Source organism: Fusibacter sp. QWL-12, from assembly GCF_058683495.1.
In genome coordinates, this window is record NZ_CM178745.1 from 1,785,663 (window position 1) to 1,798,960 (window position 13,298).

14 protein-coding genes and 1 other annotated feature are annotated in these 13,298 nt (G+C 38.9%); of the genes, 9 read left to right on the forward strand and 5 right to left on the reverse strand.

All coding sequences use genetic code 11. From position 1 onward, the window contains the following. Positions 1 to 96 precede the first annotated feature (96 nt). Together lipA and lplA are read right to left on the reverse strand one after the other, a co-directional pair. Positions 97 to 978: a lipoyl synthase gene (lipA, locus tag AC4PID_RS08810; RefSeq protein ID WP_492135200.1), complete on the reverse strand. Its 882-nt coding sequence runs from the start codon at positions 976 to 978 to the stop codon at positions 97 to 99. A 63-nt stretch (positions 979 to 1,041) separates the two neighbouring features. Next, on the reverse strand, positions 1,042 to 2,028 hold the full coding sequence (gene lplA / locus AC4PID_RS08815; RefSeq protein ID WP_492135201.1) for a lipoate--protein ligase: 987 nt from the start codon (positions 2,026 to 2,028) through the stop codon (positions 1,042 to 1,044). Positions 2,029 to 2,252: 224 nt separating this feature from the next. Here lplA and AC4PID_RS08820 point away from each other — a divergent pair, with 224 nt between their 5' ends. Further along, a complete protein-coding gene (locus tag AC4PID_RS08820) occupies positions 2,253 to 2,615 on the forward strand; it encodes a VOC family protein (protein WP_492135202.1) in 363 nt (120 codons plus the stop codon). A 145-nt stretch (positions 2,616 to 2,760) separates the two neighbouring features. On the opposite strand, the gene msrB is transcribed toward AC4PID_RS08820, so the two are convergent. Then, positions 2,761 to 3,237 carry a peptide-methionine (R)-S-oxide reductase MsrB gene (gene msrB, locus AC4PID_RS08825; protein ID WP_492135203.1) on the reverse strand — a complete coding sequence of 159 codons (477 nt, stop codon included), beginning with the start codon at positions 3,235 to 3,237 and terminating at the stop codon, positions 2,761 to 2,763. 134 nt (positions 3,238 to 3,371) lie between these two features. Here msrB and AC4PID_RS08830 point away from each other — a divergent pair, with 134 nt between their 5' ends. The 5 genes from AC4PID_RS08830 (at position 3,372) to AC4PID_RS08850 (ending at position 6,864) form a co-directional block, all read left to right on the forward strand. After that, positions 3,372 to 3,746 carry a GntR family transcriptional regulator gene (locus AC4PID_RS08830; RefSeq protein WP_492135204.1) on the forward strand — a complete coding sequence of 125 codons (375 nt, stop codon included), beginning with the start codon at positions 3,372 to 3,374 and terminating at the stop codon, positions 3,744 to 3,746. 9 nt (positions 3,747 to 3,755) lie between these two features. Beyond that, a complete protein-coding gene (locus tag AC4PID_RS08835; protein ID WP_492135205.1) occupies positions 3,756 to 4,616 on the forward strand; it encodes an ABC transporter ATP-binding protein in 861 nt (286 codons plus the stop codon). A gap of 1 nt (position 4,617) precedes the next feature. Continuing rightward, positions 4,618 to 5,229 carry an ABC-2 transporter permease gene (locus AC4PID_RS08840; protein WP_492135206.1) on the forward strand — a complete coding sequence of 204 codons (612 nt, stop codon included), beginning with the start codon at positions 4,618 to 4,620 and terminating at the stop codon, positions 5,227 to 5,229. A gap of 91 nt (positions 5,230 to 5,320) precedes the next feature. After that, positions 5,321 to 6,052 carry an NAD-dependent protein deacylase gene (locus AC4PID_RS08845; RefSeq protein ID WP_492135372.1) on the forward strand — a complete coding sequence of 244 codons (732 nt, stop codon included), beginning with the start codon at positions 5,321 to 5,323 and terminating at the stop codon, positions 6,050 to 6,052. Between the two features lie 14 nt (positions 6,053 to 6,066). Next, on the forward strand, positions 6,067 to 6,864 hold the full coding sequence (locus AC4PID_RS08850; RefSeq protein WP_492135207.1) for a TIGR00266 family protein: 798 nt from the start codon (positions 6,067 to 6,069) through the stop codon (positions 6,862 to 6,864). A gap of 115 nt (positions 6,865 to 6,979) precedes the next feature. Here AC4PID_RS08850 and lysS read toward each other — a convergent pair whose 3' ends face one another. Together lysS and AC4PID_RS08860 are read right to left on the reverse strand one after the other, a co-directional pair. After that, positions 6,980 to 8,551 carry a lysine--tRNA ligase gene (gene lysS, locus AC4PID_RS08855; RefSeq protein WP_492135208.1) on the reverse strand — a complete coding sequence of 524 codons (1,572 nt, stop codon included), beginning with the start codon at positions 8,549 to 8,551 and terminating at the stop codon, positions 6,980 to 6,982. Between the two features lie 146 nt (positions 8,552 to 8,697). After that, positions 8,698 to 8,955 (reverse strand) — a binding site (T-box leader). A gap of 53 nt (positions 8,956 to 9,008) precedes the next feature. Then, the gene (locus AC4PID_RS08860) at positions 9,009 to 9,482 is read right to left on the reverse strand and encodes a GNAT family N-acetyltransferase (RefSeq protein WP_492135209.1); all 474 of its coding nucleotides are present in this window, start codon (positions 9,480 to 9,482) and stop codon (positions 9,009 to 9,011) included. A 135-nt stretch (positions 9,483 to 9,617) separates the two neighbouring features. Between AC4PID_RS08860 and AC4PID_RS08865 the strand changes: the two genes are divergently transcribed. The 3 genes from AC4PID_RS08865 (at position 9,618) to AC4PID_RS08875 (ending at position 13,238) form a co-directional block, all read left to right on the forward strand. Beyond that, a complete protein-coding gene (locus AC4PID_RS08865) occupies positions 9,618 to 11,012 on the forward strand; it encodes a WG repeat-containing protein (protein ID WP_492135210.1) in 1,395 nt (464 codons plus the stop codon). A gap of 79 nt (positions 11,013 to 11,091) precedes the next feature. Continuing rightward, positions 11,092 to 11,670, forward strand: a complete 579-nt coding sequence (locus tag AC4PID_RS08870) for a putative metalloprotease CJM1_0395 family protein (protein ID WP_492135211.1) — start codon at positions 11,092 to 11,094, stop codon at positions 11,668 to 11,670. Between the two features lie 107 nt (positions 11,671 to 11,777). Next, positions 11,778 to 13,238 (forward strand): sensor domain-containing diguanylate cyclase, encoded by a 1,461-nt coding sequence (locus tag AC4PID_RS08875; RefSeq protein WP_492135212.1) that lies wholly within the window; start codon positions 11,778 to 11,780, stop codon positions 13,236 to 13,238. The last annotated feature ends 60 nt before the right edge of the window (positions 13,239 to 13,298 follow it).

The window sequence follows — 13,298 nt, forward strand, 5'->3', positions numbered from 1 at the left end:
GCATTGCTTAACTTCAAATTCAGTATAGAACCTAATTGTGATAGAAATGTGATAAAACGGTCAAAAGTTATTGAAAGTTTAAATGCTGTTGAAAGTTTAAAAATTGTTGAAAGTCTCTGCTGCATTATAAGAGCTTCTAACGAGTGGCGCTGAAGCAACATTTGGCACACCGATAGATTTTGCATAAGCGCCATAGGCATCAAACTGATCGGGATGTATATAGGCGATGAGGGGTGCGTGCTTTTCTGAAGGTGGTAGATATTGTCCTATGGTTAGGATATCTAGTCCGGTTGCTTGAAGTTCAAGAATCAGTTGATTCACCTCATCTACTTCTTCGCCAAGTCCAAGCATAAACCCTGACTTCGTAAAAATAGTATCGTCGAGTGCTTTTACCCTAACTAAAAGCTCAAGGCTTTGCTTGTAATCGGCTTCAGGTCTTATGGTATCGTAAAGTCTAGGTACGGTCTCAACGTTGTGATTGATGATATCCGGTTTTGCAGCCACCACTGTCTTGAGCGCATCGTAATTGCCTTGGAAGTCGGGTATAAGCACCTCGATAACCGTATTAGGAGCCGCTTTTCTAATCTCTATAATGGTCTGAGCAAAGTGTCCTGCACCACCATCGGGTAAATCGTCTCTCGTCACTGAGGTAACCACAGCGTGCTTTAGTCCAAGTTCTGCCACCGCTTTTGCGAGGCGGTAAGGTTCATCGATGTCCGGTGGTAGCAATTTGCCGCTTTCTATATTACAGAATCTACAATTGCGAGAGCACGTACTTCCCAAAATCATAAAGGTTGCAGTTTTCTTCGAAAAACACTCAAGTCGATTTGGGCAGTTTGCACCTTGGCAAACGGTATTGAGGTTGAGTGATTGAATTAATGAATTGACACCAGATAGATTTTTAGGATTTTGTATTTTAACTTTTAGCCAATCGGGCTTTTTAAGATATGGCTTTTTCGATGCGTTTTGATTTTCCATAAGTTCTCCTTTAGAAAAGATCTTGAATTCGACATATATGACGCTAAAATAACCTTTATATGACTAAACCTCGGTCATAAAATCAGCGAAGGCTTCTGCATCAATCCCTTGAAGATAATCGCCAAGATGGATAGAAGTAAGCACAGTGAGAATATCACTTTTCTCATGTTTAGTGCCAATGAGTGCATTACAAAGCTCGTTCGTTTCCTTTGAAGCAAAAAAGTCACCGTGGATGGCGAGCTGTTTTATGATGCCTTTTTGAACGGTGATTCCAAGCTCGACTAGCCCACTAGGGAACTTTTTAACGTTTGTATAATCGTACTTTGGTGAATCACCGTAATTCCACTGCCATGTGGCGTATTTCTCGTCAACAAGCTTTTGAACTGCTTCAAGATCATCGTGTGAGAGTGAATAATAGCTACAGTCCTCAAAACTTGACATGATGTGTTTGTAAATACCAGATTTAAAGGCACTTACGGTGAGCGATTGATCTGGAAGATAGGCTTTAATGTTTGTCACTCTGGCTTTAACCGAGTCAATAGCCTTTCCTTTGAATTTCTCCTCTCTTGGTGTAAGCGCATTTGCTAAAGCACCAAGCTTTGAGTCGAACAGTAATGTTCCGTGATGTAACGTTCTCGATTTGATACGATACTGTGCATTACCTGAAAACTTTTTATCATCTATAACGAGATCGTTTCTGCCCGAGAACTGGGCAGGTGCACCGAGGAGGTTAATATAAGAGATGATCGGTGCGGTAAATTTTTTGAAATCAGCAAAATTACCTAAGGTGTTTTCTATAAAGGTAAAATTGATGTTACCTGGGTCACAAAATACAGTACCACCACCAGACATTCGCCTTACGACCTCTATCTGATGTTCTTTGACATATGGGATGTTAATCTCGGTATAAGTGTTTTGATGCTTCCCAATCAAAATGGCATTTTCACTCATCCAAAGCATGAAAAATTCATCTTCAAAATGCGTCATGAGATACTCCTCAAGGGCTAGGTTAAACGCTGCAGAGTAGGAAGGGGTAACAACCAGTTTCAATAGAACCTCCTAAAGTCGCAAAATACAAATCAGGCTGAATGGTAATACAAATTTTGTATAATGCTTATCGTATTTTTGTAAGTTCATCTTAACAGAATTATGTGAACTGGACAAGTTAAGTTATATTAAAGCAATTCATTGATGGGATAGGCTGGACTTTAAATTACAGTTTAGCTGTGATAAAGTAGTGTTATTAAGCTGTGAAGTTATAAAGGAGGAAGCATATGAAATTCGGTCATATCGGTATAAAGGTACTGGATGTAGAGGCATCCATCAAGTTTTATCAAGAGGTTCTTGAAGCTAGAATCATTAAAGATTATGTTTATCCCAACAGTCGGTTGGTTTTTTTAGAAGTGGGTGGTACCATTTTAGAACTGATCTCTAAACCAGAAAACACTGAGCGTCAAATGGGTCCTATAGAACACATCGCTTTTAAAATTGACAGCTTGGCAGAGCAGATGCACAAGCTAGATGAACTAGGGATTCCTTATACTGAGCCGAGAGTTGTGGGCAGTGCAGAAATCATCTTTATAGACGGGCCAAACAACGAAAGATTTGAATTTGTCGCACGTGTTCAGATGGCATAGTGCTAAACGGTCATTAGTAGATAACATTTGGTTTATATCTATAAATAGTTAAGTCTGATATGAAGGTTAACGTATAAAATCCGGTTGTCATTTGAACCTTTGTTCATCTTGACTACCGGATTTTTAGTTGAAATACGCGCTAAGCTTAATCAAACAAGTGCTTAAATTCACCATAGCCCTCTTCATCGAGTTTGTCGTATGGGATAAATCTTATTGCAGCACTGTTGATACAGTACCTAAGTCCGCCGTGATCCTCTGGACCATCCTCAAATACATGTCCCAAATGACTGTCGCCAGCCTGGCTTCTCACCTCGATTCGATTCATAAAATGAGATCGATCTTCTAGATAATGGATCGCTTCTTTATAGATGGGTTTCGAAAAGCTTGGCCAACCACAGGAGGAATCAAACTTATCATTAGAAGTGAAGAGTGGTTCGCCAGTGACGATGTCTACATATAATCCCTTTTCGAAGTGGTCCCAATAATCATTTTGAAAAGGTCTTTCGGTTCCGTTTTCCTGAGTCACCTGGTAAGCGATGGGGCTCAGCTTATTTTTAAGTACTGACATTTCGGGTTTTTTATACTTTTCTTTAAGGTTTTCCCTTACTTTATCTACTGCCATATCCTTCTCCTTATCTGCAACAAACAGTTATGCCTGACATGTATTTACCCAAAATTCTAAAAAATATGCAAATGGGTTGACAAGATTATGCTGATTGTATATATTGTATATATACAATATATTGGAGGTACCATTTGCACATTCATATTAGTAATTCAAGCGGCGTCCCGATCTACGAGCAGATTAAGGACGGCATTAAAAGCGCTATTTTAAGTGGTGAGCTGGTGGAAGGTGAGGCGTTGCCTTCTATGCGCATACTGGCGAAAGAGCTTAGAATCAGCGTCATAACGACGAAACGAGCATATGAAGAGCTAGAAGGTGAAGGGTTCATCGTGTCACTGGTAGGCAAAGGCTCGTTTGTCGCCGAAAAAAACAGAGAATTTATCAGGGAAGAAAACCTCAGACGAATGGAGACACTTTTACAGCAGGCGGTAGAGTTAGGGAGAATGAGTGGTCTTGAAGCGGATGAAGTCAAGGCACTTGTGGATTTACTTTACAGAGGAGAATAGGAGAAACTTATGAACGATGAGCATTTTTATGAAAATGCCCTAGAGATTAAAGGGCTGACAAAAAAATACGATGGTTTTAAATTAGATGGTTTGGATTTGGTTTTGCCTAGTGGTTGCATTATGGGATTTGTCGGCGAAAATGGCGCAGGTAAGACCACCACAATAAAGTCCATACTCGATCTTGTACATAGTGATGCTGGTGAGGTTCGCGTCTTGGGGCAAGATGTGAAAAAAGGATTAACGCATATAAAAGAGAATTTAGGTGTGGTTTTAGATGAGAGCTTTTTTCCTGAAGCGTTAAACGTCCTAGGTGTCGATAAGATCATGAAACGCGTCTATAAAACATGGGATTCTAATAAATATATGGGTTGGATTGAACGATTTGAACTACCGGTTAAGAAAACCTTTAAGGAATATTCCCGTGGGATGAAGATGAAACAGGCCATAGCGGTGGCACTTTCACACGATTCAAAGCTACTGATATTAGATGAAGCCACCAGTGGTCTTGACCCATTGGTAAGAGATCAGATTTTAGACGTCTTTCTAGAGTTTATTCAAGATCCGGGCTGTTCGATATTTATCTCGTCACATATCATTAGCGACCTTGAAAAAATCTGTGATTATATTGCGTTTTTGCATAAAGGAAGGCTTATTTTTTCAGAGGCAAAAGACGATCTATTAGAGAAATATGTGGTTTTTAAAGGGGATGAAGTGACTTTTGATAAACTGCCCTCTGATAGAGTTATAGGCGTAAGAAAGAATAAATTTGGTGTGGAGGCGTTAGTGGAACGCAGCGCTGTCACCTCAGATATGACTTTTGACAAGGCGAGTATAGAAGACATTATGCTCTTTCATTATAGGAGGAAATAAAATGCTGGGTTTATTATATAAAGATATCGTTAATTTGAAAGCACAGTTTAAGGTCATGGCCTTGTTGGTTATACTCTATAGTTTTTTTGCATTCGCCAGTGGCAATTCAGCAATGCTAGGTGCAATTATAACCATACTTGGCGCCATGATGCCCATCACTGCACTTGCATATGATGAAAAGGCGCATTGGGATAAGTATGCACTCACCATGCCGGTTTCAAGAAATCAAATCGTCATGAGTAAATATCTATTGGGCTCAGGTTTCGTTATGATTGCCTTTGTGATCAATTTGATTTTCAACCTTTTGACGGGCATGATGCCGACTGATATGTTTCTTCCCGTTACCTTTGCTCTGACTGCAGCTGGGTTTCTATTTATGACGCTTTTATTCCCTGTGATGATAAAGTTTGGCGTAGAAAAAGGAAGAATAATGATGTTTCTTCTTATATTATTGCCGACGATATTCGCCATGATTGGTAGCAAGCTTAATCTACCATTACCTTCTGAAGAATTGTTATTATTGCTACCTTATATTGGATTTATGGGATCCATTCTCCTTTGTGGCATTTCTCTTTTGATTTCTATGAAAATTTATCAAAACAAAGAATTTTAATTCTAATTAAGCGTTTTAAACCTTATTTTGTTATAATTAACTCAGAGTGGGTATCTCTAAAAGGACTTTGAATAGAAAGGGAATCAAAGGCATGCTGGAAGATAAGTTGATTAAGCTTAAGGGATTGATTGAACGAAGTGAGCAAATTGTATTCTTTGGTGGTGCGGGTGTTTCAACTGAAAGTCATATTCCTGATTTTAGATCAGCGGATGGGCTATATGTGAAGGCTAGCAATAGAACCTTTTCACCGGAGACAATTTTAAGCCATAGCTTTTTTATGAGTCATACTTCTGAGTTTTATGCATTTTATAAAACCCATATGATTTATGAAGCTGCAAAGCCCAACCCAGCGCATATCGTCTTGGCAGAGCTGGAGGAAAGAGGAAAGCTTAAAGCTGTGATTACTCAAAACATTGACGGCCTACATCAAATGGCGGGATCGAAAAATGTACTTGAGCTACACGGGAGTATTCATAAGAACAAGTGCATGGTTTGTGGAAAAGCTCATTCACTCGATCATATTATCCACAGCGAGGATGTACCAAAGTGTATCGCTTGTGGTGGCATCGTCAAACCTGAGGTAGTCTTGTATGAAGAGAACCTCGATATGTCGGTTGTGGATCAGGCAGCTAAAGCCATCGCCACAGCGGATTTGCTCATCATAGGTGGGACTTCACTTGTGGTTTACCCAGCCGCTGGTTTAATCGATTATTTTAGAGGACAGTCTATGGTGTTGATCAATAAGGATACGACGCCACATGATCATAAGGCAAGTCTTCAAATTCATGCACCAATAGGTGAAGTCTTATCACAATGTTTGTAAAGGAGAATAACACAATGAGAGCACATGATATCGATTTTGAATTATTTGGCGACGATTTGCAGTTTGTAGAAATTGAACTTGACCCGAGAGAAAGCGTTGTAGCGGAAGCTGGCGCAATGATGTATATGGAAAATGGCATAGAAATGGAGACGATTTTCGGAGATGGGTCAGAAAGCAGTAGTGGTGGCGGCCTCATGGGCAAGCTTGCAAGTGCAGGAAAGCGTATGATTACAGGTGAAAGCCTATTTATGACTCAATTTACAAACCAATCTTCTGATCGCAAGAAAGTATCGTTTGCAGCAGCTTACCCAGGTAAAATCGTACCAGTGGATTTATCTGCATATGGCGGTAAAATCATCGCTCAAAAGGATGCCTATCTTTGTTCTGCAAAAGGTATCAGCATCGGAATCGCTTTTCAACGTAAAATAGGTGTTGGCTTCTTCGGTGGTGAAGGCTTTATCATGCAAAAACTTGAAGGTGATGGTCTAGCATTCCTACATGCAGGGGGTACAATTATAGAAAAAGAACTGGCTGCAGGTGAAGTGCTTAAGCTCGATACAGGGTGTTTGGTGGCATTAACAGGTAGCGTGGATTACAACATAGAGATGGTAAAAGGTATTAAAAGTGCCGTATTCGGCGGTGAAGGTCTCTTCCTCGCAACCTTAAAAGGACCAGGGAAAGTATGGCTTCAATCCCTTCCATTCTCACGTATGGCAGACCGTATACTTTCAAATGCGAGAGCACACGGTGGTAAATCCACCGGTGAAGGTAGCCTTTTAGGCGGTCTAGGGAACTTACTAGACGGTAAATAATAGAAAATAAATCACTGGCCTCAGTATGCTAGCGTTGAATCTAGCATACTGAGGTCAGTTTTATTATCTGTGAGCTAAAATAACTTTCGGAGGAGGCTCCACAGTAACACGAGGTCTACGCACTCAGCAACTTAATCATCTTAGCCTGAGGCACCATCTGTATAAGCATAGTGATTTGCGGCCCATTGCTTTGTCCCAAAATCATACGATAGATAATCTCGAAGAATCTTTTTTGATCCTTACGGCGTTGACTGGGAGAATTGTGCTGTACGATGTCGTAGATGGTTTGAAGCAGAGCTTCCGAGCTCATATGATTGATCTCAGTAGAAGCAATCAGATTTTTAAACTGGTCGATCCAGCCCTTTTCAGTCTGTGTGAGTGTTTTATAATAATAGCTATTAAAGATATCTTGAACCGTAGGCAGCCTTTTTGAGCTTAGGTTCCTTAACCAGAACTCAGCGTGATCGCATTTCATATTAAAGGCACTTAAGATGGCTTCATCACTAAAATCATATTCGGTCATCAGTGACATGAGCAGTGAACGATCAAAATTTAAAAGCGGTAGCGTCGATGCGATGTTAGAAAACTTAGGTGCCAGTGCAATAGATGCATTTGGTACAGAAAGCTGAAGCATTTCTGCAATAGGCGCATCTAGGCTATCATCGGCAAAATAACGGCCTACCAATCTTTCGTACTCTGTATATAATCGGTTGATGTCTTCGTCAAGACCGATATCAAACGCATCACTGTGATCGTATTTAGAAAACAAAAATAGGATGATCTCAGCTGGATAGACCTGTAAAAGATCAGCAGGTGTGATGAGATGACCTGTAGAACTGGACATTTTCGCTGAGTTGCCTTTTAGACCGATAAATTCATAAGGAATATAATGTGGTGCAGGTCTTGAAAACACTTTTTTTGTAAGGTCACTAGAGACTCTAAAGCTACCATTTTCAGCTGAGTGATCGCGTCCACCTGGTTCAAAAACGACGTTTTCATGTCGCCATCTCATTGGCCAATCCACTTTCCAAGTGAGTTTGATGCGGTTGAACCCTTCTAGCTCAGTGTATTCATGATGACCACACGCACAGGTGTATTCTAATATATCTGAGTCACTATCATAGTGCATGTGCGTCATGGTATCCTTGCCACAGCTTCTACAGTAGATGTTGATGGGATAATAGCTTGCACGTTCAGTTTCATCCCATTCTTGAGTTTTATATGAGGTGATGATGTCGTAAATTTGATGACGATTCAACAGCGCTTCACGTACGGCCTCAGTATAAGTACCCGCTTGATACATCTCAGACTGGTAGATAAATTCTGGATAAATGTTAAAACGTGCCAAAGCACTTTCAAATTCTGCTTCGAAATGCGCAGCATATGAACTATGACAGCCGTATGGATCAGGTACTTCGCTGTATGGCAGACCAATATAAGCCTCAAACTGCTCTGGTATACCTGCTGGAACTTTTCTAAAACGATCATAATCGTCCCAAGAAAAGATAAATCTTGTTTTTGCGCCAAGTGACTCAAGTGCTTTTACGACAAAGTATGTGGTCACCACTTCTCTAAAATTGCCTATGTGGACATGACCAGATGGACTGATGCCAGACGCACATACGATGGTTTCTTCAGTGCCATGTTGTCTAATTAATTCAGTTGCAGTTTCGATTGCCCAATGCATAATATACCTCCTAAAATGGGTTAAGATTATATAATGCGCAACTGGTTAGAATCGAACCGACAACTGAAGTGACTGAAGCTTAATGTTTATTTTCCACAAACAAGATTGTGGCTAAATAAAAAAACTCCCGACATCAAGACATCTGTCTTGAGGACGAGAGTTAAACTTCGTGGTACCACCTCAATTTGTCGTTAGAAACGACCTTTTTCAAGTACGCCATAAATGGTTATACTCTATCCTGATAACGGGGGCAACCGTTGCATCATCTTCTATCTGTAATTAAACGATAGATTCCTTGCAAAGCTCAGAGGCTTTTTTCTTCAAAATGATCATTTCTCCTTCTCAGCAACCGGAGTTCTCTGTAAAATGTCTCTTCTGAATACTCTTCTCTTCGTAGCCAGTTTTGCATTTTGTTAAAAATTATAATAATGCATAAAATTACAGGTGTCAATAGTTTTTATAATTTAATTTTAAGCATTTCCATATGTGGGATATTATCTTCAAGATAAATTTCTGAAACTTTTTCAAAGCCGAGAGATTCATAAAATTTTTGAAGATAGGCTTGTGCTGAGATACGGATAGGGACATTGCCATAGGTGTCCTTTATCGCACGAAAGGCATTGATCATTAATTCTCGCCCTAGTCCAGTGCCTCTTGTTTGTTCAGAAACGATTACTCTTCCAATGGAGACCTCGTCAAATGACACACTGGGTGGTAAAATTCTCAAGTAAGCTAAGATCTCTGGTCTGCTACTCTCATTGAGAATACGAGAATCATCATAAGCATACAGATGATAACAAACTTGATCCTTATAGTCGAGTTCAGGGTAAAGGCAGGCTTGCTCTATGATAAACACATTTACTCTTAGCGCAAGCAAATCATAAAGTGTTTCTGTAGAAAGTTCAGGAAAAGTTTTGAGTTCCCAATTCATAATTAACCTCCAAATTGAATTGACACTATTATATCATTATTGCTAGTGGTATGTTAAACTATTAGAAAATACCTTGTAAGGGTTCAGTTTAAAGAGGTTTATATAGAAAGTTATCAAGTAAAGGATGAGAGTTAAATGATCAGAATAAAAAGAATTAATAAAATTATGCTGTTGCTGTTTGTATTTTTATTAACCGCATGTGGCAATAAAGCAGTAACGCAACAAAATAACAATCCCCTATCAGGAGATGAACAAAGAAGCTCTGGCTGGTATGCTTTTGAGGATAAAAGTTCTGGATTATACGGATATAAGAACAAGTCTGGTGAGGTGGTTATCGAACCAACCTACCTAGAAGCGGAGGATTTTTACGGTGGTAGAGCCATTGTGAAGATGTTGGGGGATTCAACTGCGCCAACTTATGGTGTTTTAGCGGATGGTGTTTTTGGGATGATCGACCCTGATGGCAATTATGTGATAGAACCTAAAGGACTTTTAACACGTGTGGATACATGGCATTATTTATACGCAGAGCCAAGTGAGTTTTTTGGTGGCTATGGTCCTGATCTCAATAGCGTTATGAAGCGCTCATTAATAGATGGTGAAGGTAATTCGCATGGTGCAACTCAGTTTTATTACGTGATGCCAGTATCTGAACACGTGCTATTGGCTAACGATGGCAATAAGTCGTTGTTTATTGATGACGACGGGATGAAGATTGACCAATTCCCAGATTTTTATTTCCCAGTTACAGCAACTCTTATGGATGGCAAGATAATTGTTCGCCCTTTAGATGATTCGCAGAATCGCATTCACTGGATTTTGTCCGCTGACGGAGAAATTATAGATGAGATTAAGCTCAATGAAGGCATTGGTGAAGGCATTAGCTTTACCACAAACATTCTTTCACCTTACATTGGTACGTCCGTATTTTATCCAGAAATAAACCTTCAAAATTTGGATGCGCAATCAAAAATCAACCAAACCATTTTAGAGCTTGCTAAAGTTCATGAAGAGTTTGGCGCTGAGGAAGGTGCGATAATAGATTTAAATCAAGTGACGCAAATTGATTATAATCTTGAAGTTAACTTTAATTTAGGACTAATGGATAAAGTTTTAACCTATGACGTTTTAGGATACTGGTATGGCTTTGGTGCTGCTCATCCAAACAGTTTTCAAAATAGCTTTTATTTTGACTCTGAAACGGGAGATCAGTTGATTATTAGCGATTTGTTTAAAAATGATACTGAGTGGTTAGATGCATTAATTGCTTTAATCGACGATGCTTTTATGAGTAATAATGACATGTACTTGTTTATCGATCATCAAACGCCAAAAGACCAAAGACTAAAGACCTTTAAAGAGGCACATTTCGAAGTGGTATTAACAGAGCAAGGGTTAAAAGTGTACTATCCGGAATATGAAATTGCACCTTATGCAGCTGGATATCCAACCTTTGATATTCCATATTCAGATTTAGAACCTTTTTTCAATACTACAGGTAGGTTCTATCAGCTTTTGTTTAGCAAATAGTTTTTATGTGTGCTTGTTTGGGTATGAATTATCCGTATGAATTTTTTTGATTATAGAATAAATTGTGGATGTGAAAAATATGGTGATTAATTCTTCTAAAAACACCTTACTCGACAGTTATATTTCACTTGCAACTGAGAATACAAAAGAAAAATTCAAAACAAAAGATGTTAACTTGGTGAAAACCACGAGTCTTGATGACGCTAGCGTTAGAAAGGAGATCAAAAGGCTTGAACAGTGGGAAGCACATGTTATTTCACATGAAAAAATGCATCTTCTTTCATCAGGTGGATTAGCTGGAACGCCAAGCTACACGTACACTTATGGGCCGGATGGTAAGAAATACATCCAGGGTGGAGAAGTGAATTTTTACTTGCCTGCAGGACTTTCACTTGAGAGTGGTAAGGCAGCTGTTGCTAGACTCAAGGCAGCTGCATCAGCACCAACAGATCCTTCTCCATCAGATCAAAGGGCTTTGGCTATGGCAAGCGCAATAGAAAACTCTATTGATAATAAATTAATTTTAAAAAAAATCAAAGAGAGTTACGAAAAGTCAAAGGAATTTGGTGAGGCAGTTCATTCAAGTGGTAGAGAAAATAGTTCTATATTGTCTACGTTTAAATTTAATGAGATCAGTGGTTTTGAACTCTTTATATAAGACCTTACATTTTCTCAAGGTTTTATGTAATGTTTGACGGTTTTTAGACTTAATGATATTTTATATATGTACTTATTTATATCAAAGATTTAATATTTGGTGGTCTTATGTCTATTGATTTAAAAAAGCTGGAAAAATTGAATAGTGCAGATTTAGAAGTGATTGATCGATTGATTGCGATGCCAACCATCTTAGCCAATAAGAATAAAGTTGCGTATATCAATCCTCAGTTTCATAAGTTGTTTGGGTATGATTTGCAAACACTTAATGAACGTGGACTCGAAAAATTCATTCACCCCATACATAGAAATGGTTACGAGAAACTTTGTCATAAAGCTTTAGTGGGTGATGCATTTAATGAACAAAGCGAGCTGTGTGTTCTGCCTGCGTGTGGTAAAGAGTTTTGGGTTGAGCACAAAACACGTATTGTTAATTTTGAGGGGGAACCCTTTTTGTTATCTCATCTGATGGATATCTCTGAGAAAAAACGTGGCGAACGACATCTGTCAAAACTTCTCAAGCTTAGAGAATCTATGCTGGGAATCACACAGTCAGTTGTGCGTGCTGAAGGTGTTACTCAGATTTATAAGGATGTATTACGAAGTGTCGTATCCTGTATCGACAATGCAAAGCTCGGTTCGATTATGCTAAGAGATGGTGATTATTTAAAACCAGTTGCACAGATTGGATTTGATAATAGCCTGATGACCCACTTTAAATTAAAAACTGAAGACTTGTTTTTATATAGAGAAACCAAAGGTCGTCTAGACGAAATCGTGTTCATTAATAATTTAAGCAAATATGGTGACTTTTTTAAGTTTAAGACAGATGAAGGATCAGAGGCCTATATAAAATCTACATTGTCTGCACCAATATACATAAACGGTCGGTTTTTTGGCGCAGTAAATGTGGATTCAACTGAAACTGAGGCATTTGATCAAGACGATATAAAATTAATGGCATTTATAAAAAGCAACGTGGAAATCGCCCTTTCAAACCAGTTGCTATATGAAGAAAAAGCATTTTTGTCTAGATACGACGCCTTAACAAGCCTTTATAATAGACACTATTTTGACAATATGTTTGAGCACATCATCGATAAATCCAATCGATATGGCGAAAAGTTCAACCTGGTAGTATTCGATATCAACGACTTGAAGCGTATTAATGATGAGTTTGGACATATAGCAGGGGACGAGCTTCTTAAGTACTTTTCAAAGAGCTGTAGCTCTTTGATTCGAAAGAGCGATCTACTTGCGCGCTATGGCGGAGATGAGTTTGTTGGTATTTTTTATAATTGCTCTAAAGAAAAACTCAGAAAAAAAATCGACAGTCATCTAAAGGCACTTATGGAACAACCCTACTTGTTTGGGGGCAAACCATTCACATGTTCCTATAGCTACGGGATCTCCACCTATGGGGAAGATGGCACGACATTAAGTGAGCTTTTTAGGGTTGCTGATGACAGAATGTATCAAAACAAAATTCGATATAAATTGGGTTTTGATTTTTTAGATGTGTTTGATACCAGTGGCTATGGGATCAAAACTTTTACAGATAAACTCTAAAACTGAATCACATTGATTGAACCAGATTCGCATAAGCGTTTCTGGTTTTTTTATGAATAT

Coding starts and splice junctions, on each gene's coding strand:
- AC4PID_RS08850 (WP_492135207.1), top strand. CDS start 6,067: ATGAGAGCACATGATATCGATTTTGAATTATTTGGCGACGATTTGCAG.
- AC4PID_RS08860 (WP_492135209.1), bottom strand. CDS start 9,482: ATGAATTGGGAACTCAAAACTTTTCCTGAACTTTCTACAGAAACACTT.
- AC4PID_RS08870 (WP_492135211.1), top strand. CDS start 11,092: ATGGTGATTAATTCTTCTAAAAACACCTTACTCGACAGTTATATTTCA.
- lysS (WP_492135208.1), bottom strand. CDS start 8,551: ATGCATTGGGCAATCGAAACTGCAACTGAATTAATTAGACAACATGGC.
- AC4PID_RS08835 (WP_492135205.1), top strand. CDS start 3,756: ATGAACGATGAGCATTTTTATGAAAATGCCCTAGAGATTAAAGGGCTG.
- AC4PID_RS08865 (WP_492135210.1), top strand. CDS start 9,618: ATGATCAGAATAAAAAGAATTAATAAAATTATGCTGTTGCTGTTTGTA.
- msrB (WP_492135203.1), bottom strand. CDS start 3,237: ATGGCAGTAGATAAAGTAAGGGAAAACCTTAAAGAAAAGTATAAAAAA.
- AC4PID_RS08840 (WP_492135206.1), top strand. CDS start 4,618: ATGCTGGGTTTATTATATAAAGATATCGTTAATTTGAAAGCACAGTTT.
- AC4PID_RS08875 (WP_492135212.1), top strand. CDS start 11,778: ATGTCTATTGATTTAAAAAAGCTGGAAAAATTGAATAGTGCAGATTTA.
- lipA (WP_492135200.1), bottom strand. CDS start 978: ATGGAAAATCAAAACGCATCGAAAAAGCCATATCTTAAAAAGCCCGAT.
- AC4PID_RS08820 (WP_492135202.1), top strand. CDS start 2,253: ATGAAATTCGGTCATATCGGTATAAAGGTACTGGATGTAGAGGCATCC.
- AC4PID_RS08845 (WP_492135372.1), top strand. CDS start 5,321: ATGCTGGAAGATAAGTTGATTAAGCTTAAGGGATTGATTGAACGAAGT.